The sequence below is a fragment of the Shewanella zhangzhouensis genome (genome assembly GCF_019457615.1).
Lineage (GTDB): Bacteria > Pseudomonadota > Gammaproteobacteria > Enterobacterales > Shewanellaceae > Shewanella > Shewanella zhangzhouensis.
This window is the reverse complement of the sequence record NZ_CP080414.1, coordinates 2,555,871-2,573,987: the sequence shown is the minus strand read 5'-3', so window position 1 is coordinate 2,573,987 and position 18,117 is coordinate 2,555,871. Positions and strand designations below refer to the sequence as shown.

18 protein-coding genes are annotated in these 18,117 nt (G+C 52.7%); 12 read left to right on the top strand and 6 right to left on the bottom strand.

Annotated elements, in window-relative coordinates; translation table 11 throughout:
• The first annotated feature begins 3 nt into the window (after window positions 1-3).
• The 6 genes from fabG (at window position 4) to K0H63_RS11105 (ending at window position 5,681) form a co-directional block, all read left to right on the top strand.
• Window positions 4-750 (top strand): 3-oxoacyl-ACP reductase FabG, encoded by a 747-nt coding sequence (fabG, locus tag K0H63_RS11130; RefSeq protein ID WP_220064745.1) that lies wholly within the window; start codon window positions 4-6, stop codon window positions 748-750.
• Between the two features lie 158 nt (window positions 751-908).
• On the top strand, window positions 909-1,142 hold the full coding sequence (acpP, locus tag K0H63_RS11125) for an acyl carrier protein (RefSeq protein ID WP_011760092.1): 234 nt from the start codon (window positions 909-911) through the stop codon (window positions 1,140-1,142).
• Window positions 1,143-1,303: 161 nt separating this feature from the next.
• The gene (gene fabF, locus K0H63_RS11120) at window positions 1,304-2,542 is read left to right on the top strand and encodes a beta-ketoacyl-ACP synthase II (RefSeq protein ID WP_220064744.1); all 1,239 of its coding nucleotides are present in this window, start codon (window positions 1,304-1,306) and stop codon (window positions 2,540-2,542) included.
• A 130-nt stretch (window positions 2,543-2,672) separates the two neighbouring features.
• Window positions 2,673-3,152 (top strand): acyl-CoA thioesterase, encoded by a 480-nt coding sequence (locus tag K0H63_RS11115; protein ID WP_126167116.1) that lies wholly within the window; start codon window positions 2,673-2,675, stop codon window positions 3,150-3,152.
• Between the two features lie 90 nt (window positions 3,153-3,242).
• Entirely contained in the window at window positions 3,243-4,781 is a 1,539-nt protein-coding gene (locus K0H63_RS11110) for an FGGY-family carbohydrate kinase (RefSeq protein WP_220064743.1), read from the top strand.
• A 24-nt stretch (window positions 4,782-4,805) separates the two neighbouring features.
• A complete protein-coding gene (locus tag K0H63_RS11105) occupies window positions 4,806-5,681 on the top strand; it encodes an NAD(P)-dependent oxidoreductase (protein ID WP_220064742.1) in 876 nt (291 codons plus the stop codon).
• 102 nt (window positions 5,682-5,783) lie between these two features.
• Here the strand turns inward: K0H63_RS11105 and cdd are convergent, their stop codons facing one another.
• Together cdd and sbcB are read right to left on the bottom strand one after the other, a co-directional pair.
• Window positions 5,784-6,674, bottom strand: coding sequence for a cytidine deaminase (cdd, locus tag K0H63_RS11100; protein WP_220064741.1), 891 nt, complete (start codon window positions 6,672-6,674; stop codon window positions 5,784-5,786).
• A 97-nt stretch (window positions 6,675-6,771) separates the two neighbouring features.
• Entirely contained in the window at window positions 6,772-8,184 is a 1,413-nt protein-coding gene (sbcB, locus tag K0H63_RS11095) for an exodeoxyribonuclease I (RefSeq protein ID WP_220064740.1), read from the bottom strand.
• A gap of 202 nt (window positions 8,185-8,386) precedes the next feature.
• On the opposite strand from sbcB, the gene K0H63_RS11090 reads away from it, so the two are divergent.
• The 3 genes from K0H63_RS11090 to K0H63_RS11080 all read left to right on the top strand — a co-directional run bounded on the left by K0H63_RS11090 (window position 8,387) and on the right by K0H63_RS11080 (window position 10,610).
• Window positions 8,387-9,274 (top strand): hypothetical protein, encoded by an 888-nt coding sequence (locus tag K0H63_RS11090; RefSeq protein WP_220064739.1) that lies wholly within the window; start codon window positions 8,387-8,389, stop codon window positions 9,272-9,274.
• Window positions 9,274-10,113, top strand: coding sequence for a 23S rRNA (guanine(745)-N(1))-methyltransferase (rlmA, locus tag K0H63_RS11085; protein WP_220064738.1), 840 nt, complete (start codon window positions 9,274-9,276; stop codon window positions 10,111-10,113). The genes K0H63_RS11090 and rlmA overlap by 1 nt, the downstream gene beginning before the upstream one ends.
• A gap of 287 nt (window positions 10,114-10,400) precedes the next feature.
• Complete coding sequence (locus tag K0H63_RS11080) at window positions 10,401-10,610, top strand: cold-shock protein (RefSeq protein WP_011760083.1); 210 nt, start codon at window positions 10,401-10,403, stop codon at window positions 10,608-10,610.
• Between the two features lie 552 nt (window positions 10,611-11,162).
• On the opposite strand, the gene K0H63_RS11075 is transcribed toward K0H63_RS11080, so the two are convergent.
• The 4 genes from K0H63_RS11075 to K0H63_RS11060 form a co-directional block, all read right to left on the bottom strand.
• The gene (locus K0H63_RS11075) at window positions 11,163-12,068 is read right to left on the bottom strand and encodes an ABC transporter ATP-binding protein (protein ID WP_220064737.1); all 906 of its coding nucleotides are present in this window, start codon (window positions 12,066-12,068) and stop codon (window positions 11,163-11,165) included.
• Window positions 12,065-12,904: an ABC transporter permease subunit gene (locus tag K0H63_RS11070; RefSeq protein WP_220064736.1), complete on the bottom strand. Its 840-nt coding sequence runs from the start codon at window positions 12,902-12,904 to the stop codon at window positions 12,065-12,067. The genes K0H63_RS11075 and K0H63_RS11070 overlap by 4 nt, the downstream gene beginning before the upstream one ends.
• A gap of 22 nt (window positions 12,905-12,926) precedes the next feature.
• Window positions 12,927-13,559, bottom strand: coding sequence for a YceH family protein (locus K0H63_RS11065; protein WP_220064735.1), 633 nt, complete (start codon window positions 13,557-13,559; stop codon window positions 12,927-12,929).
• Between the two features lie 122 nt (window positions 13,560-13,681).
• A complete protein-coding gene (locus K0H63_RS11060; protein ID WP_220064734.1) occupies window positions 13,682-14,512 on the bottom strand; it encodes a CvfB family protein in 831 nt (276 codons plus the stop codon).
• Between the two features lie 498 nt (window positions 14,513-15,010).
• On the opposite strand from K0H63_RS11060, the gene K0H63_RS11055 reads away from it, so the two are divergent.
• The 3 genes from K0H63_RS11055 (at window position 15,011) to speA (ending at window position 18,075) form a co-directional block, all read left to right on the top strand.
• On the top strand, window positions 15,011-15,154 hold the full coding sequence (locus K0H63_RS11055; protein ID WP_220064733.1) for a hypothetical protein: 144 nt from the start codon (window positions 15,011-15,013) through the stop codon (window positions 15,152-15,154).
• 106 nt (window positions 15,155-15,260) lie between these two features.
• Entirely contained in the window at window positions 15,261-16,136 is an 876-nt protein-coding gene (gene speE, locus K0H63_RS11050) for a polyamine aminopropyltransferase (RefSeq protein ID WP_220064732.1), read from the top strand.
• A gap of 28 nt (window positions 16,137-16,164) precedes the next feature.
• Window positions 16,165-18,075: a biosynthetic arginine decarboxylase gene (gene speA, locus K0H63_RS11045; RefSeq protein ID WP_220064731.1), complete on the top strand. Its 1,911-nt coding sequence runs from the start codon at window positions 16,165-16,167 to the stop codon at window positions 18,073-18,075.
• Window positions 18,076-18,117 lie beyond the last annotated feature (42 nt).

Genomic DNA, 18,117 nt, shown 5'->3' with positions numbered 1-18,117 from the left:
TCCATGTCTGTATCTTTGGATCTGACCGGCAAGGTAGCCCTGGTTACCGGCGCCAGCCGCGGTATCGGTAAAGCCATCGCACTGACCCTGGCCGACGCCGGCGCCACTGTAGTGGGTACTGCTACCAGCGAGAAGGGCGCCGCTGCTATTTCCGATTATCTCGGTGATAAGGGCTTTGGTCTGGTACTTAACGTTACCAGCAGCGAATCCGTTGCCGAAATGTATACCGCGATCAAAGAAAAAGCAGGAGATGTTGATATTCTGGTCAACAATGCCGGTATCACCCGTGACAACCTGCTGATGCGCATGAAAGACGAAGAGTGGGAAGAAATCATCGACACCAACCTCACGTCTTTGTACCGCCTGTCCAAGCCGGTAATGCGCAGCATGATGAAAAAGCGTCATGGCCGTATCATCAGCATAGGTTCAGTGGTTGGCACCATGGGTAATGCCGGTCAGGTAAACTACTCAGCTGCTAAAGCCGGTTTGATTGGATTTACAAAATCTCTCGCCAGAGAGGTTGCATCTCGTCAAATTACGGTTAATGCTATTGCTCCTGGATTTATCCAGACAGACATGACCGACGAGCTGACGCCTGAGCAGCAGCAAGGCATCATGTCGCAGGTGCCGATGGAAAGATTAGGGCAGGCGCAGGAAATTGCTAATGCCGTCCTGTTCTTGGCCTCGGACGCTGCCGCTTACATCACGGGTGAAACCCTGCATGTAAACGGTGGAATGTACATGGTTTAAGGGCGAATGGCAGGGAACTGTCGCGTTTGGGTAGTTAGCTGCTGATAAGATTTGGTTTTGTGGTTAGACCACAAAATCGGGGCTTGCAATGTCAGCCAGATCGAATAAACTACTCGCAATCTTACGCAAGTGCGTAATTTGAATAGGAAAGAAAACTAATGAGCAACATCGAAGAACGTGTAAAGAAAATCATCGTTGAGCAACTGGGCGTTAAAGAAGAAGACGTTAAGCCATCTGCCTCTTTCGTAGACGATCTGGGTGCCGATTCTCTGGACACTGTTGAGTTGGTAATGGCTCTGGAAGAAGAGTTTGACACCGAGATCCCTGATGAAGAAGCCGAGAAGATCACCACTGTTCAGGCAGCGATCGACTACGTTTCCAAGAATCAGTAATACTGAATTCCAGAAAACAGGCGGCTAATTAGGCCGCCTGTTTTTGTTTGGGCGCCGGAATTTTCCGCTGGTTGTACCAGCCTCCTTTTGGATTGCCATCTGGCACAATCCGGCGCAATTTGGGCTTCTAGCCTCAAATACAGTTATGAAAGGTGACTCCTGTGACAAAACGTCGCGTAGTGATAACCGGTCTGGGACTGGTAACCCCGGTCGGTAATGATGTTGATTCCACCTGGAAGGCCTTGCTTGCCGGTCAGAGTGGTGTGGCGCCCATCACCAAGTTTGACGCCAGTGAATTTGCGACCCGCTTCAGCGCGTCGGTCAAAGATTTCGACGTTGAGCAATATCTGTCCAAAAAAGACGCCCGCAAGATGGACCTCTTTATCCAGTACGGTATGGCCGCTGGTATTCAGGCCATTCGTGATGCTGGTCTCGACATGGAAAAAGAAGACCCGACCCGCGTGGGTACCGCCATCGGTGCCGGTATGGGCGGTATGTGGCTGATTGAAGCCGGTCACGCTGCGCTGATGGCCGGTGGCCCGCGCAAGATTTCCCCCTTCTTTGTTCCCAGCACCATCATCAACATGATTGCAGGTCACCTGTCCATCATGTATGGCATGCGCGGCCCCAACTTTGCCGTGACCACTGCCTGTACCACAGGTGTACACAACATAGGTTTCGCCGCCCGCTCTATCGCCTACGGCGATGCCGACGTCATGGTAGCCGGTGGTGCCGAAGACGTGACCTGTCCGCTGGGCGTGGGTGGCTTTAACGCCGCCAAGGCACTGTCGACCCGTAATGACAACCCACAAGCGGCCAGCCGCCCATGGGATCGTGACCGCGATGGTTTTGTGATTGGTGACGGCGCCGGCGTACTGGTGATGGAAGAGTACGAGCACGCCAAGGCCCGCGGTGCCAAGATTTACGCCGAACTGGTTGGTTTTGGTATGAGCGGTGACGCTTTCCACATGACCTCGCCTCCGGAAGATGGTGCTGGCGCCGCGCTGGCTATGACCAATGCTCTCAAAGACAGCGGCCTCGCCCTGGAGTCCATTGGTTACATCAACGCCCACGGCACCTCAACCCCAGCCGGTGACAAGGCTGAAGCAGCCGCAGTGAAGTCGGTGTTTGGCGACCACGCCTATAAGCTAATGGTCAGCTCCACCAAGTCGATGACTGGTCACTTGCTCGGTGCAGCCGGCGCTGTGGAAGCCATTTTCACCATTCTGGCGCTGAAAGACGGCGCTGTGCCGCCAACCATCAACCTGGATAACCCGGATGAAGGCTGCGATCTTGACTTCGTGCCCCACGAGGCGCGTCAGACCAGTTTCGAGTATGCCCTGTGTAACTCCTTCGGTTTCGGTGGTACCAACGGCTCATTGTTGCTGAAAAAGATTTGACCAGGCAGTTTCACTGGCTGATAAAGGCGCTGGGACATATCGTTCCGGCGCCTTTTCTTTTTGTCGGTGCATTCACGCGCTTACGCTTTTGGCGTAAGCTTAAATCACTTTAACAAGATAGGGTTACACCATGGCCGGACAAGACAGGCACCTGACCTTACGTTTTCTCGCAGAGCCCGCCGATGTGAATTTCGGTGGCAAGGTTCACGGCGGCGCCGTGATGAAGTGGATTGACCTTGCAGCCTATGCCTGCGCCGCAGGGTGGAGCGGCAAGTATTGCATCACCGCTTATGCCGGTGGTATTCGTTTCGTCAAACCCATCCATGTAGGCAATATCGTCGAGGTGAGTGCCAAGGTCATTTACACTGGCAACAGCTCGATGCATATCGGCATTGATGTGCGGGCCGGGGATCCCAAGGTGTCTGAGCGTCAGCTCACAACCCATTGCATTGTGATCATGGTGGCGGTGGATGATGCCGGTAACCCAACCCCTGTGCCTGAGTGGGTGCCGCAATCCGAAGAAGACAAGGCGCTGCGGGACTCGGCTATCCGGCTTATGGAAATGCGCAAAAAAATCGGTACCGAAATGGCCGCCCACGTTGCGCCCTGAGGCTAATTTGTTTAAAGCCTGGGTGCGGATCCCCGCGCTCAGGTCATGCTCACAAAAACAACCATAAGCCCGCAAAAGGGCACAGCGCCTATGTCTGAAACCACCTATTACCTTGCCCTCGATTACGGCACCCAAAGCACCCGTGCGCTGGTGTTTGACTGCCGCGGCAATCCCATTGCCGTTGCAGCCGTTGCCAACCAGAACTGTAAAGCCGAACAAGCGGCCAAAGCTGCCGTGCAGGACGGTGACTACTGCTATGGCCAACTGGTGGCGGCCTGTCGCAAGCTCTTCGCCGAACACAGCTTGAGCCCAGAGCAAATCGTTGCTGTTACTCTGACCACCCAACGCGCCTGCACCTTGCTGATGGATAACCGCGGCAAGGCCAAATCGGATGTGTTTATGTGGTCCGACAGACGCATGGTGGAAGGGATGCTTGCGCCCATGAGCTGGTTTTATCGGCTCGGCTTTTGGATAAGCGGTATGACGGGGCGCATCGACTATTTGCGCCGGGCGGCCAAAATCAACCTGATGCGGGAACTCTTCCCCGGCAAGGTTGATGCCAGCGAAAAGATTGGCCTCTTGAGTGGTTATCTGCTGAGCCGCCTTGGGGGAAAACTGCTGGATTCAACCGCATCGCAAGTGGCCTATTTGCCCTTTGACTACCGAAATCAAACCTTTGCATCAAAACACAGTTGGCGCTGGCAGGCCCTTGGCTGCAAACCATCGCAAATGCTGCCACTCATTGATGCCGCAAGTCAGATAGGCACTGTTACCGAAGGCTTTGCCGAGCTTACCGGCCTTAAGGCTGGCACAGCTCTTGTCAGTGCCGGTGCCGACAAGGTCTGTGAAGCCTATGCCAATGGCGCGGGTGAGCCGGGCGTGTTGTCGTTGAGTCTTGGCAGCGCCGCGACTGTGACCTTGGGTACCCACCGTTATTTTGAGGTGTTTCGTTATGCACCGGCGTTCCCGGGGCTGGAGCCCGGCAGTTTTATGCCCGAGGTACAGCTTGAGCGTGGCTTTTGGTTGCTGTCTTGGGCGCTGGATGAATTCGGTGCCAGCGACAAGGCCGAAGCGAGCGCCCTGGGACTCAGTCCCGAAGCCTATGTGATGAAAGCCATCGCCGGCATCCCGCCAGGCGCCGACGGCCTGATGCTGTGTCCCTATTGGGCCCAGGGCGTTATTTACCCAGGCCCTGAAGCCAGTGGCATAGTGGCAGGTTTTCGTCCGGAGCACACCCGGGCTCACCTCTACCGTGCCTTGATTGAAGGGGTGCTGATGACCCTTGAGCGCGGTAGCAGGCGGCTCGTGGCAAAGGTGGGAATGCCGATAAAAGTTATTAGGGTGAGCGGCGGCGGCAGCCAATCCGACCTGGTGATGCAACTGGCGGCCGATATCTTTAACTGCACCACTGAGCGATTAACTGTGCGCGAAGGCTCTGGCTTGGGGGCTGCCATGTGCGCCGCTGTGGCCATGGGCGATTATCCAGACCTCGCCAGTGCCAGGCAAAATATGGCAAAATCGGCCAGTCGTTTTGAGCCCGAGCCCGCCAATGTCGCGTGCTACCGGCAGTTATCACAGCGGCATCAACGCCTGTACCCGGCAGTAAAATCATTATTTAAAACACGCTGATCGCGAGACACGAAAGGAATAACAATGGCAAAAGTGGCATTTCTCGGACTGGGGGTGATGGGATATCCCATGGCCGGACATTTGGTTAAGGCCGGTCACCAGGTGACTGTGTATAACCGCACCACCGCCAAGGCAGAAGCCTGGGTTAAGCAGTTTGGTGGTGCCATGGCGCTGACACCAAAGCTTGCGGCTGAAAATCAGGACATCGTTTTTACCTGTGTCGGCAACGATAAAGACCTGCACCAGGTTGTGCTTGGCGAAGAGGGGGTTATTTATGGCCTTAAGCCTGGTGCAGTGCTGGTTGACCACACTACGGCTTCTGCCGACATCGCCCGCGAGATTGGCACAGCGCTGACTGCTCAAGGTTTGGGTTTTATCGATGCACCCGTGTCCGGCGGTCAGGCCGGCGCCGAAAATGGCGTACTTACCGTGATGGCAGGCGGCGATGAAGCCGTGTTTAATCAGGTTAAAGACGTCATCATGAGCTATGCCCGCTGCGCCGAGCGTTTGGGCGAAACCGGTGCCGGTCAGCTCACCAAGATGGTGAACCAAATTTGTATCGCAGGTGTGGTTCAGGGCCTTGCCGAAGCACTGCATTTTGCCCGCAGTGCAGGCCTTGATGGCGAAAAAGTAGTGGAAGTCATCAGCAAAGGCGCGGCTCAAAGCTGGCAGATGGAAAACCGCTACAAATCCATGTGGGCCGGTGAGTACAACTTCGGATTCGCCATCGATTGGATGCGCAAAGACTTGGGCATCGCCCTGGAAGAAGCCCGCCGCAACGGCTCGCACCTGCCGCTCACGGCCCTGGTGGATCAGTTTTACTCCGAAGTGCAGGGCATGGGGGGTAACCGCTGGGATACTTCAAGCCTGATGGCCCGCCTCGAAAAAAGCCGAAAGTGATTGCAGGTTAAAGCCATCGTCAGTCAGTTCGGTGGCAGAGTATTTCCCGATAAAATAAAAAGCCCGCATTACGCGGGCTTTTTTACGACATTTGGATCGGGTTTACACCGGGTCTACCACCAGATGCTCAAGCTCTACCACGGCAACGGCATGGAGGGCGTCCATGGTGGCCCCCACTAGAGAGATTTTGCCCTGTGACGACTCAAGCAACACCGCACGTTTGATGTCGCTGAAGCTGCGGTTGTGTCTGACAAGCGCCGACAATGCCATTTGCATTGGCAACATCGACGGATTAAAGGCGGCGTTTTCGGCGTAGCGACCACAGAAGCTGGCGCCGTCTTCTGTTTCCAGCACTACCGCTGCGTGGCACTGGCTGTATGGGGCGTACGATAAACCGGCGTGATCGAGTGCTTCAATCAGCAAGGGATCATCACTCTCCAGTACCAGTTCCGTTTGCTGCTTCGATAGCAGCGGCGCTGTAACATTTAAATCGGCAGGACCGAAGGCATAGGGCAGATAGTGGCTCAGTGGTGCCGTGTCCTGCCCCGGCAGGTGAATGCGAATAGCCTGACCCTGAACCAGCTCGTTCATAAACTGGCGGCAATGTCCGCAGGGGCTGGCGTTAACTATGATATCGCTGATGTGGGTTTCACCGCTAAGCCAGGCGTGGCTGATGGCACTTTGCTCGGCGTGTACCGAGTGAAACAGCGCTTCACCCTGAAGCTCGAGGTTGGCTCCCATGTAGAAGTCGCCGCCGCTGCCCACGGCGATGGCGCCCACATAAAAATTACTTACTGGAGGCTTAGCCAGTGCTGCTGCGATGGGCAGCAGAGCCAATCCCAGTTCGTGGCTGTCCATTTTGGAAACAGAGCAGAGCTGCTTTACCTGCTGTGCATCCAAATGACCGCAAAATTGCTCACCCAGCATGGGAAGCAGTTCATCTGCCAATGCTTTTGGCAGCTCGTTTATCCGGCGGACAAATCTGTCTTGCATGGCCGTTTTCCTTCACTGTTAATTTTATTGACTTGCAGTTTAGTTATTCTGTTACACAGATAATGGGAGTCTAATCCCATTTTATGCGGGTTTTCTGCTAAATCGACTGCAGGTACTGACATAAAGCGCCGAGGAGCTTTTGTTTCTTTTCATCCTTGGCGGTTTCTTCCAGCAAGTTTTCAAGGCGGATTACATAGTCAGGGTCGTTCAAGCGGGCCTGACAAAACTCTCGCCAGCGCAGGCTTTCATCATAGGACAAGGTGAGCGGGTAGTTGCGAGCCCGGTAGCGAAAGAGCATCTCTGGCAAACGAGTATCATCAAATTGCAGCTCCAGCGCGGCTAAGTGCTCCGGTGACGTATTCCGTATGATGTCCATTTTTGCGCGATCGGCAGGAGTGAAAAAACCACCACTGTAGAGCGAGTAATCGGGATCGTTGGACATCCCCTGTGATTCTTCTTCAAACAGTGCCGTGAGTTTTTCGCGTATTTCAGGATGTTGTTTCAGTTTTTTATATTGCTCACGGGCAAAGGCTTTATCAATGCCCAAGCGATCTGCATTGGCGTCATCCAGAGTTTTGGCGTTGGCAACGAAGGGGCACTTATTCAGGTGAATTTGCTTTACGGGCACGGGTAGCTCATCACTGGCAAGGTCTTCACGCTTGGTATAGAGCCGGGTTCTCAGTGCATCCACATCGAGGTCAATCAGGGGCTGAATGTCCATGGCCAGATTGACGCAAATGACTGCATTTTTATTGCGCATATGGTGCGCTACCGGCGCTATCAGTGTTGCACAGCCCTGGGTTGCCGGTATTTTGGAGCTGATGTGCACCAGTGGTTGCATTGCCAATACATCGATTTGCTCGGCCACCGCTTGTTTACGCCTTAAGCGGAAATAATAGTCGAACAGCTTTGGCTGCTTTTCCTTGATAAGCCGGGCCAGAGCGATAGTGGCATACACATCGGACATGGCATCGTGGGCCTTGTCGTGACCAAGGCCATTGGCCGCTGTCAGGTGCTCTAGCTTAAAGCTCGGGCTGCCGTCCTCTTTTTCTGGCCAGTTAATGCCTTCCGGGCGCAGTGCATAGCAGGCACGCACCAGGTCGATGATATCCCAGCGAGAATTGCCCTGTTGCCACTCACGGGCATAGGGGTCAATAAAGTTGCGATAAAAGCCGTAGCGACTTACCTCATCATCGAAGCGCAGCGAGTTGTAGCCCGCAACACAGGTATTGGGTCTGCTGAAAATAGCCTGGATGCGGCCCATGAATTCGGTTTCAGGCACGCCCTGACGATTCGCCAGTTGTGGAGTAATGCCTGTGATGAGGATCGCCTCAGGGGCGGGTAAATAATCGGGGCTTAAACGGCAGTAAAAGGTAACAGGCTCCTCGATGATATTCAGGTCCAAATCGGTTCTGACACCGGCAAATTGTGCAGGCCTGTCCTTCGCAGGACTGGCCCCGAACGTTTCATAATCGTGCCAAAAAATAGTGGGCTGAATATAGTTTTCCATCGGGAAATTAGCTCTGTCCGTGACAATATAAGCGCTTATCTTATCACTTGAAGCGCCATATTCATCTCTTACCGGTTTCCTTACCGTCTTGTTGGGTAAATATACGCCAGGCAGAGGGATTTGTTGGGGCCTTCACGTAAATTGCGGATGACCATAAATGTGATACGGAGGTAAAATAATCCACCAGTGGAAGGATTTACGCATGTTTAATCAATATTTTCGGTTGCCCGAACTCATAAGTATCGATCCGGAGCAGTCGTCTTCACATTTTTTACTGAACCTCACAGATGACGTGAGTGATTTTGTACTCATGCAGGTGCTGCGAGCGCCCCTTATCGAATTGGTGGTTACACGAACAGGCACCGGAGCTGAGTTCCTGCTGAGGTTACAACCGGGCTTTAGCCTGTTTTCTCACCCAGTACTCAACGGTGATGTGCAGGGCCGATCAGCAATAGCCGGTGACAAGGGACAAGGGGCTATTGCGGGTCAGGTAACCAGCGGCCATGCCCCGGAGCATTTGCTTCGCGGACAAGGGCAAGGGCTTAGAGTGTACGCCAACAGTACCCGTACCCCGGCGCGCTTGTTGGAGAGATTACGCCGTGGTCTGCTTATCACCCTGGACCCAGAACAAAGCGAGTCTGGGTTATTGGGAATTCGGCTGGACGGAGAAGGGGAGTTTAATCTAGTAGCGCTTGAAACCGATTTACGTCTGTGCGAAGAGCCCTTGATACTGCAAAATGCCAAATCTGTTCTCGCCCGGGAGCCCGACTATGGTGCGAGCAGTGTCGCGTTGGCGCTGCTTATCACTGAGCTTGAACAGGCTAGGCTAGAATTGGTCGCTTACCTCTCTGGTATTGACTGCCATCCTGGCCTTGCAGCCGAAGCGATGCGCATTGAGCCTATGCTGAGTCAGCGTCGCCAATGGTTACTCAGGCAGTACGCGGAGTCTCAGGAGCGCCCCAAAATAGGTACCAGTGCCAACGATTACGGCCAGAATATAGACAAACTTAAACGTCTGTTGGAGTGTTACGAGCTTTTATCAACACCAGAGGTTAACGCCATGGTGCTGGCTATCGCAGAGGAAGATTAATGGTGGCCCAGAGCATTCAGCCGATTTACCTTTGCCCTTTATGTCAAGCGTCCTTGCGGTCGGAAACAACCAGTTTGGTATGCCCCGCAGGTCATAGATTCGATAAGGCAAAAGAAGGGTATGTCAATCTGTTACCGGTGCAGAAAAAAAAGTCAAAGGATCCCGGTGACAACAAGGAGATGATGCAGGCCCGCCGCTTGTTTTTGGAGTCGGGCGCTTATCAAGCGTTGAGTGACAGGTTGGGGGAATTGGTACTTGGGCTACCGGTAAATCCAGCCACAATACTGGATCTTGGATGTGGGGAGGGCTACTACACCCGCAGGTTGCAACAGGCTCTGGCAAATGAGGGCATTTGGCCCCAAACCTACGGTCTGGACATTTCCCGTGCTGCTCTGAAAGCGGCAGCTAAACGATATCAGCAAATTCATTTTTGCGTTGCCAGCAGTTTTGAAACCCCTTTTGAAAGTGAGTTTTTCGACTTGGTGGTACGAATTTATGCGCCCTCAAAAGCAGAAGAGCTCAAGCGCCTGGTTAAACCGGGTGGCCATTTACTGACAGTGTCTGCCGGCCCCTTACATCATTTCGCCGTTAAGCAGCGCATATATGGCACCCCAAGGCTGCACGAGGATAACGAAGAGCAAATCGAAGGGTTTGAAATGGTGAGCACAGAGCGCTTGCAATGGCAACTCGATATGGAAACACCTGAGTTGATACTCGCGTTTCTTGAGATGACACCCTACGCCTGGAAGTTTACGCCAGAGGCCCGCAGACAGCTTGCTGGCCAGCCATTCAGTTGCGAGTTGGATTTTCGGATCAATTTACAGCGCCGGGTGCTGTAAAACTTGGAAATAGAATGGGTTGGCAGGGGCTGGAGAGGTTGTCTGTACGCTATTTGAACAGGCCTTAAGCCAAATTCCAGAAATTTAAGTAAAAAATCAGAACGACATACACAAAGGTTTGTTGACTTATGTCTAGGATGGAGTATAGTCGATAAAGCTTGAAGGTTGGATTTATTTTGTGTTCCGCACGACCAGTTTGTCCTGTAAACATTAAGTAATACCGGCTTTTCCCGCTCCACCGCCGTAACCGGCAATTGTTTAAATATTTAATGTTACAGGATACCAATATGTCTCAAGTGACTGGTGTAGTTAAGTGGTTCAACGCTGATAAAGGCTTTGGTTTTATCGCTCAGGAAGCTGGCCCAGATGTGTTTGTTCACTTCCGCGCCATCAACACTGACGGTTTCAAGACTCTGGACGAAGGTCAGAAGGTGTCTTTCACCGTGACTCAGGGTCAGAAAGGTCCTCAGGCTGAGAACGTAACCGTAATCGGTTAATTCTCCCAAGAGATGTATAAAAGCCGTGGCAGATGCCACGGCTTTTTTGTTGCCTCGAATTTGTCAGTGCCGATCTTTTTCATTCCATAATTCAGTTTCTGGACACCATGCTATCGTTCGAAACGGGAGTATTTGTTGATAGCTTAGGAACGAACGGGACTCAGTTAGCGGTGGTAAAAGAGGGAATAGAAGCGCATAGAAGCGCAGAGTCGAACCGTACCGAACAAAGCAAAGCAAAGCAAAGCAAAGCGTACAATTGACTTTAACCTTGCTGGATGTCTGCCTAAAGATCAGGCGTAAATCGGGCGCCGTTTATGCTGCTGTGTGTTGATGACCGACATAGTTCGCGGAATTTCAGGATGTCGACAGCTACTCAGTTACTCAGTTAAACGGCGGTTCATGTGAGGCGATTTAACAGGGTACGAACCAAAACGATAGTGACACCTTTATGATGCACACTTTTTCGTTTGTCGATGACTATCACCGCCATTGAACAATGGTATAAAAAAGCACCACTGTGGGTGCTTTTTTATTATGCGGCTAAGGAAAACATCATGAAAAGAGCTTATCTTCCAGACTCTTGCCATTCAACAGTTGGCGATAGCGAATGCCTTCTTCGGCAAGTAACTCCAACGCGGCTTTTTCCAAACCGTAGTCCCTCGATGCAGGCTCAAATCCGATAATAAACTCTCGCCCATTGTGTTGACGTTTCACGCTGTGAACTCCAGGCAGTGTGCTCAGTTTATCACCGAACTCTTCTCCGGCGATATCCTGGAGGCTCAGTGTCAAAAAGCGCTCAACACTCTCAGATTTTATCGACAGGGACTGGCTGAGTTTCCCTTTATCCAGATACAGGACAGAGTCACACAGACGTTCAAGTTCTTCGAGATTATGTGATGAAATCAGGAAGGTTGTTTGTTCGCTGGCATGGGATATCAACTCCCGCACGGCCCTGGCATTGGCAGGATCCAGGCCGGCAGTCGGTTCATCCAGCAGCACCAGCTGAGGTGTGCCTATCAATGCCTGGGCAATGGCAACGCGCTTGCTCATGCCATGGCTGAGCGCAGTGGGCTTGTGCCTGGCTGCGTCTTTCAGCTGAACCAGCTCCAATACCCGCTCCGCTTCCAGGCGGGCGTCTTTGGCTGAGAATCCCTGCAGAGATGCAAAAAAAGCAAGCTGTTCGCCCACGCTGAAGTTGGGATCGAGCAAGGCGTCCTGAGGCAGGGCACAGACTTTGCCCAACAATTGGCGGCTTCCGGGAGCATAACCCAGAATCTCGAGGCTGCCGCCGTCCGGTTGGATATAACCACACATCAGGCTCATCAGGGTGGTTTTACCTGCGCCATTGGGACCGACGAGCGCAACCGGGGCGCCGGCTTCTACTTGCAGCGATACATCATCCAGCGCAGTTTTGCTGCCGTAGCGTTTGGTCAGGTTTCGGGTAACTATCAGGCTCACAGTGCGCTCCTTTTCATGTATACCAGGCCAATAAACAGCAGCACAGCGGTTTGCACTAAAGGCAGCGGCGCATGGAGCAGGGCACCCATTGGTGTGTTATCGACAATCATCTCAATCTGGCTTCCAGGCAACAGCCAATCGAGGCTGGGCAGAGAAGGTACGTAATAGGCGGCCAGCGCTGAAACAATAGCCAGAACGCACCACACCAACACGGCAAATAGCGTCGCCTGGCGGGCGCTGTTGGCGTATAGCGAAAGCAAGGCCATCAGCGCTATGTAGGGCATTATCACTATCAGCAGGTTCAGCAGCACCACAATACCGTCCGCAATCGCCGCACCGGCAAGGTCGGGTTCGCGAAACAGCGTCAGCACCAGGGTGGCCAGTCCGGCTGTGATGATATAGGCACTTTGTAATAACAATTGCCCAACTACACGGCCAAAAAACAGGGCTTCACGGCCGGTGCGCTGCACCAAAAAGCGAAAGGTCTTGCGACTCTTATCGGAGGCAAATTGATCCGCACTGCTTAAAATGGCAAACAGCGGGAACCAGTAGAGACTGATAACCCAAAACAACGACAGCTCGGGGACATCCCAGGAGAGCAAATACTTTGGACTGACCACACCGAGCATTTCGGACAGCGTCTGGCGCATGTGAGGGTCGGCGATATACTTGGCGGCACTGCGGATGGGGTAGTAGAGAATAAGCCCCCACACCAGACAGTAAGCAACCAGGGCAATCAGCCCCCGAAGATTAAAGAAACCTTTGATAACTTCTTGCCTGGCTATCAACCAGACATGGGTCATGGGACCCGGATGGGCGAGCTGAGCTTGAGACATGCTAACGTCCTGTCGTCACGGATTAGTGTGTTTGTGTTAAGAGTGCATCCAGGCGCGCTTCCAACTGCGCGACTCGCTCCTCCAGGGCTGCAATTCGGCTGTCGTCCCTCTCGTCGACTTGGGGCGCAACAGTATGTGCTGTCATGCCTGCTGTGGCTTCGACTATGGTGAGACTGAATCGCGACTCCCGTTTACCCGGCTCTCGGGGAAGTTGTACCACTAACGGTGTTTCCCGTGACGCCAGTGCGGTAAGGGTCGCGTCGACTTCACCGATGTCTTTGAATTCGTGTTGACGACCGGCGCGGGTTCTCAGCTCGCCGGGAGTCTGCGGTCCCCTGAGCAGCAACAGGCTGAGTACAGCAACCTGTGCGCTGGAAAGCTGAAGATCTGAAAACTCAGTATTACAAAACCTGTGTTTATATTTGACGACTCGGCTGCCAAATCCGGATTGCTCGCTTACCAGCCTCTTCTTGGTGAGTTCATCAATGCCGGCCTGAACCTGCGTTTCTGACAGGTCCATCACGGGATCCCGACTGCTTTTTTGGTTGCAAGCCAGAGTCAGGGCATTGAGCGAAAGGGGATATTGATCCGGTGTGGTAACTTCTTTTTCCAATAAACAGCCAATAATTCTGGCTTCGATGGCATCAAGCAACATTGAAAACTCCTTTAACTTCCTGAATCTGTTATATCAGAGCAGGCTGCTTGTGCCCATAGGCAACGCACTTTGTTACCATTTCGCCAATAAAAAACGGTGGCTATGCCACCGTTTTTTATCAATCAGCTCAGATAGAGCCCATCGTCTGTAATTCGAAGTTTCCCCTGTTTGAAGAGGCCGCCAATGCTCTTTTTAAACGCTTTTTTACTCATACCCAGCTCAGCGTAAATCACATCGGCGTCTGTCTTGTCGCCCAAGGGCAGGAAACCACCGGCGGCCTGCAGTTTTTTCAGGATAACGCCTGAATGGGCATCCAATTCATCGCGGGTGCCTTTGTTGAGCACCAAATCGATTTTACCGTCGTGGCGTACCTGCTTGATGTAACCCTTGAGCTTGTTGCCCGCCCGCAGTGGCTTGAACACATCGCTTTGATGGATAAGCCCCCAATGGCTATCGTTGATAATCGCCTTATAACCAAGATCCGTGCGTCCGGCGATAGTCAGTTTCACTTCCTGACCTGGTTTGTAAAAGGCAGGCGTCTTATCGAGGAACTTATCCAGCTTGGCAGAGGCGACAATTCTGTCATCTGCACGGTTGATATGCAGGTGTACCAGCTGATATTTGCCTTCCTCCGGTGGGCGGGTTTGCTCGGCAAAGGGCAGCAGTAAGTCTTTGTCCAGTCCCCAATCAAGGAAGGCGCCCACCCGGCTGACCGATACTATTTTCAGGTTGGCGAATTCACCGACCTGTGCCAGGGGTTTTTGCGTGGTGGCAATGGGCGTATCTTCAGAGTCCAGGTACAGAAAGACATCGATTTCATCACCTACCTGCAGGTTGTCCGGTGCAAACTTATTGGGTAAGAGCACCTGACCGAAGTCACCGGCATTGAGATAAAAACCAAAATTAACTTGTTTAACAACCGCCAGTCGGCAAGTTTTTCCTAATTGGATCATTGAGTACCTGATTTCAGATGATTGGGCATTACGGCGCAGATTATACCTCAAACAGACTGGATTCACCTCAGTTTACGCTGTAACGGCGCCGGGATTTGTTCAGGAAATATTCGGGTGATAAAAACCGCTTCATTAATAAGGTTTTTTGCGTGTTAAAAGCGAGTCTGAGCTATTTAAATATATTGAACACACACTCTGAAAACCGCTTTGGAATTAGAACTTTATTATATGATTTTAAGAGATATTTTGTGATTTCGTACTGAGAGGCTTTGTTCGCTTTGTAGTATATCTTGCAACTCATTGAACAAATGCGAATTCCTGCTTGCATTCTTGTGGTATGCGGGGTTTAATTGCGCCGTTTTTGGGGGTATTCCCAAAGGCTGGCGCCTGTTTACAGGTCAGTTTATCGGTCTGGATATTTTGGATGAGTCACGGGCCGTGTCATCTTGCACATCAAATGACGCAAGAGGTACGGTGAAACGAAGGGGGAGTTGGCTAATGCACTATCATTTGCTTTCTGCACATTGCCTCAAGCTGGCTTCTTGCCTGACTCAGGAGCTGGTTGCTATAGACACAGACGTCAAACACCTGACCCTTATCCGCATCAATTCTGGCCGCGAAGAGGCCAATAGTCCCCAATAAGCCGGTCTGACAAGACCTTACGGCTTCCTGATCCCGTCTTTCCTTAAAAAGTTCTCGGGACTGGGTATTCTACACTTTTCATACCGACACCATCGGATCCAGATCAATGCAAGACAACAAGCTATATTTCGAGACGCTGCACAGCGGCTATGGTCAATATTTCGAGATAGACACGGTGCTCTTCGAGCAAAAAACCAATCAGTGGCATTTATCAATTTTTGAAAATGCCCGTTTTGGCAGAGTGATGGCCCTAAATGGTGCTATTCAAACCACCGAAGCGGATGAATTTGTCTATCACGAAATGTTGACCCACGTGCCGGTTTTGGCCCATGGCAAGGTAAAGAGCCTGCTGATTATCGGCGGGGGCGATGGCGGCATGCTGCGTGAAGTGGTGAAACACCCAGCTATTGAGCGTATCGTGATGGTGGAAATTGATGGCGCCGTGGTGGACATGTGCAAAACCTGGTTGCCAAATCATTCTGCCGGCGCCTACGACGATCCTCGCGTGGAGCTGGTTATCGCCGATGGCATGGACTTTGTTGCCAACTGCACTGAGCGGTTTGATGTGATTATTTCTGACTGTACCGACCCGGTTGGCCCCGGCGAAGTGCTGTTCAGCTCTGATTTTTATGCGGGTTGCAAACGATGCCTTAATGAAAACGGCATCTTTGTGGCCCAAAATGGGGTGCCCTTTATGCAGGTTGAATCCCTGCAGGACACGGTGCGCCGCATGAGCAGTTATACCCGGGAATGCTGGTTTTACATGGCGGCAGTCCCAACGTACATTGGTGGTTCCATGGCGTTTGCCTGGGCTACCGACAATCCAGAGGCGCGCAAGCTTGACCTTGCAACCCTCGAGGCGCGTTTCAACGAGGCTGGGATCAGTACCCGTTACTACACGCCCGCAGTGCACCAGGCAAGCTTTGCCTTGCCAAAATACGTCGAACAGGCGATCCGGTCAGCCATGACCGTGATCGCTTAATATCTCTCTATATATAGGCACAATTGAGATGAACGAATGGTCAATTGACGACGCCCGCGCCGGGTACAACGTTGCCCACTGGAGTCAGGGTTTTTATGGGATCAGCGACGAGGGTGAGGTGACCGTCTCCCCGGATCCTAAAAATCCCACTTTCAAAATTGGTTTGAACGCGCTGGCCAAGGATATGGTTAAAGCCGGCGTGAGTTTGCCAGTGTTGGTACGTTTCCCGCAAATTCTGCACCACAGAGTCGACCACCTGTGCCAGATGTTCAACCAGGCCATTCAGAAATACGAATATCAATCTGATTACCTGCTGGTATACCCCATTAAGGTAAACCAGCAGCAGACCGTGGTTGAGGAAATCCTGGCAAGCCAGGTGAGCAAGACTGTACCTCAGCTGGGTCTTGAAGCCGGCAGTAAACCAGAGCTGATGGCTGTGCTCGCCATGGCGCAAAAGGCCAGCTCAGTGATCGTGTGTAACGGTTACAAAGACAAAGAATACATTCGTCTGGCCCTTATCGGTGAGAAACTTGGCCACAGTGTATACATAGTGCTCGAGAAAATGTCCGAGCTGCAGATGGTGCTGGAAGAGTCCAAGAAGCTGGGGGTTACCCCACGCCTGGGTCTGCGCGCCCGTTTGGCTTTCCAGGGCAAGGGCAAGTGGCAGGCCAGCGGCGGCGAAAAGTCCAAGTTTGGTCTGTCTGCTGCACAAATCCTCAAGGTAGTCGAGCGCCTGAAAGATGAAGACATGCTCGACTCGCTGCAACTGCTGCACTTCCACCTGGGCTCGCAAATCGCCAACATCCGTGATATTCGCCACGGTGTGGGTGAGGCCGCACGTTTCTACTGTGAACTGCGTAAACTGGGCGCCAAGGTTAACTGCTTTGACGTGGGCGGAGGCTTGGCCGTGGATTATGACGGTACACGCAGTCAGTCAAACAACTCCATGAACTACGCGCTGGCCGAATACGCCAATAACATCGTGTCTGTGCTTACCGACGTGTGTAACCAGAACGAACAGCCAATGCCGCGTATTATTTCTGAGTCAGGCCGTTACCTCACAGCCCACCACGCGGTACTCATCACCGACGTGATAGGCACCGAGGCATACAGCCCGGAAGAGATCCCAGCGCCGGAAGAAGAAGCGCCTCAGTTGCTGCACAACATGTGGCGCAGCTGGAACGAAATCAGCTCACGTCTTGACCAGCGTGCTTTGATTGAAATCTTCCACGATACTCAGTCTGATCTGGCCGAAGCCCAGTCCCTCTTTGCGTTGGGACAGCTGAGCCTGGAAGACCGAGCCTGGGCCGAGCAGTGTAACCTGGCCGTGTGTCATGAGTTGCAGGGCCTGATGAACGCCCGTAACCGTTATCAGCGCCCGATCATCGATGAATTGAACGAGAAACTGGCTGACAGATTCTTCGTGAACTTCTCCCTGTTCCAGTCGCTGCCCGATGCCTGGGGTATCGATCAGGTATTCCCTGTGTTGCCGCTGTCAGGTTTGGACAAGGTTCCTGAGCGCCGCGCAGTGATGCTCGACATCACCTGTGACTCCGACGGTATTGTTGACCAATACGTTGATGGTCAGGGCATTGAAACCACTTTGCCGGTACCTAACTGGTCAGCCGAAGATCCTTATTTGATTGGTTTCTTCCTGGTGGGTGCTTATCAGGAAATCCTCGGCGACCTGCACAACCTCTTTGGTGATACCAACTCAGCGGTGGTGCGTATCGACGAAGAAGGCCAGACCAATATCGAGTCTGTACTTGCCGGTGATACCGTGGCCGACGTACTGCGCTATGTGAACCTCGATGCCGTGTCCTTCATGCGCACCTACGAGGAGCTGGTGAACTCACACATCGCAGAAGACGAGCGCGCTATGATCCTCGAAGAACTCCAGGTGGGCCTCAAGGGCTACACCTATCTGGAAGACTTTTAACCCATACTAAGGCAAGGTGAAGCCAGGCCGGGGAACCAGGGC

Excerpts from the sequence above, each read along its gene's own strand:
- fabG (WP_220064745.1), top strand. The coding sequence starts at position 4 with ATGTCTGTATCTTTGGATCTGACCGGCAAGGTAGCCCTGGTTACCGGC.
- acpP (WP_011760092.1), top strand. The coding sequence starts at position 909 with ATGAGCAACATCGAAGAACGTGTAAAGAAAATCATCGTTGAGCAACTG.
- K0H63_RS11115 (WP_126167116.1), top strand. The coding sequence starts at position 2,673 with ATGGCCGGACAAGACAGGCACCTGACCTTACGTTTTCTCGCAGAGCCC.
- K0H63_RS11110 (WP_220064743.1), top strand. The coding sequence starts at position 3,243 with ATGTCTGAAACCACCTATTACCTTGCCCTCGATTACGGCACCCAAAGC.
- K0H63_RS11105 (WP_220064742.1), top strand. The coding sequence starts at position 4,806 with ATGGCAAAAGTGGCATTTCTCGGACTGGGGGTGATGGGATATCCCATG.
- cdd (WP_220064741.1), bottom strand. The coding sequence starts at position 6,674 with ATGCAAGACAGATTTGTCCGCCGGATAAACGAGCTGCCAAAAGCATTG.
- sbcB (WP_220064740.1), bottom strand. The coding sequence starts at position 8,184 with ATGGAAAACTATATTCAGCCCACTATTTTTTGGCACGATTATGAAACG.
- K0H63_RS11090 (WP_220064739.1), top strand. The coding sequence starts at position 8,387 with ATGTTTAATCAATATTTTCGGTTGCCCGAACTCATAAGTATCGATCCG.
- rlmA (WP_220064738.1), top strand. The coding sequence starts at position 9,274 with ATGGTGGCCCAGAGCATTCAGCCGATTTACCTTTGCCCTTTATGTCAA.
- K0H63_RS11080 (WP_011760083.1), top strand. The coding sequence starts at position 10,401 with ATGTCTCAAGTGACTGGTGTAGTTAAGTGGTTCAACGCTGATAAAGGC.
- K0H63_RS11070 (WP_220064736.1), bottom strand. The coding sequence starts at position 12,904 with ATGTCTCAAGCTCAGCTCGCCCATCCGGGTCCCATGACCCATGTCTGG.
- K0H63_RS11065 (WP_220064735.1), bottom strand. The coding sequence starts at position 13,559 with ATGTTGCTTGATGCCATCGAAGCCAGAATTATTGGCTGTTTATTGGAA.
- K0H63_RS11060 (WP_220064734.1), bottom strand. The coding sequence starts at position 14,512 with ATGATCCAATTAGGAAAAACTTGCCGACTGGCGGTTGTTAAACAAGTT.
- K0H63_RS11055 (WP_220064733.1), top strand. The coding sequence starts at position 15,011 with ATGCACTATCATTTGCTTTCTGCACATTGCCTCAAGCTGGCTTCTTGC.
- speE (WP_220064732.1), top strand. The coding sequence starts at position 15,261 with ATGCAAGACAACAAGCTATATTTCGAGACGCTGCACAGCGGCTATGGT.
- speA (WP_220064731.1), top strand. The coding sequence starts at position 16,165 with ATGAACGAATGGTCAATTGACGACGCCCGCGCCGGGTACAACGTTGCC.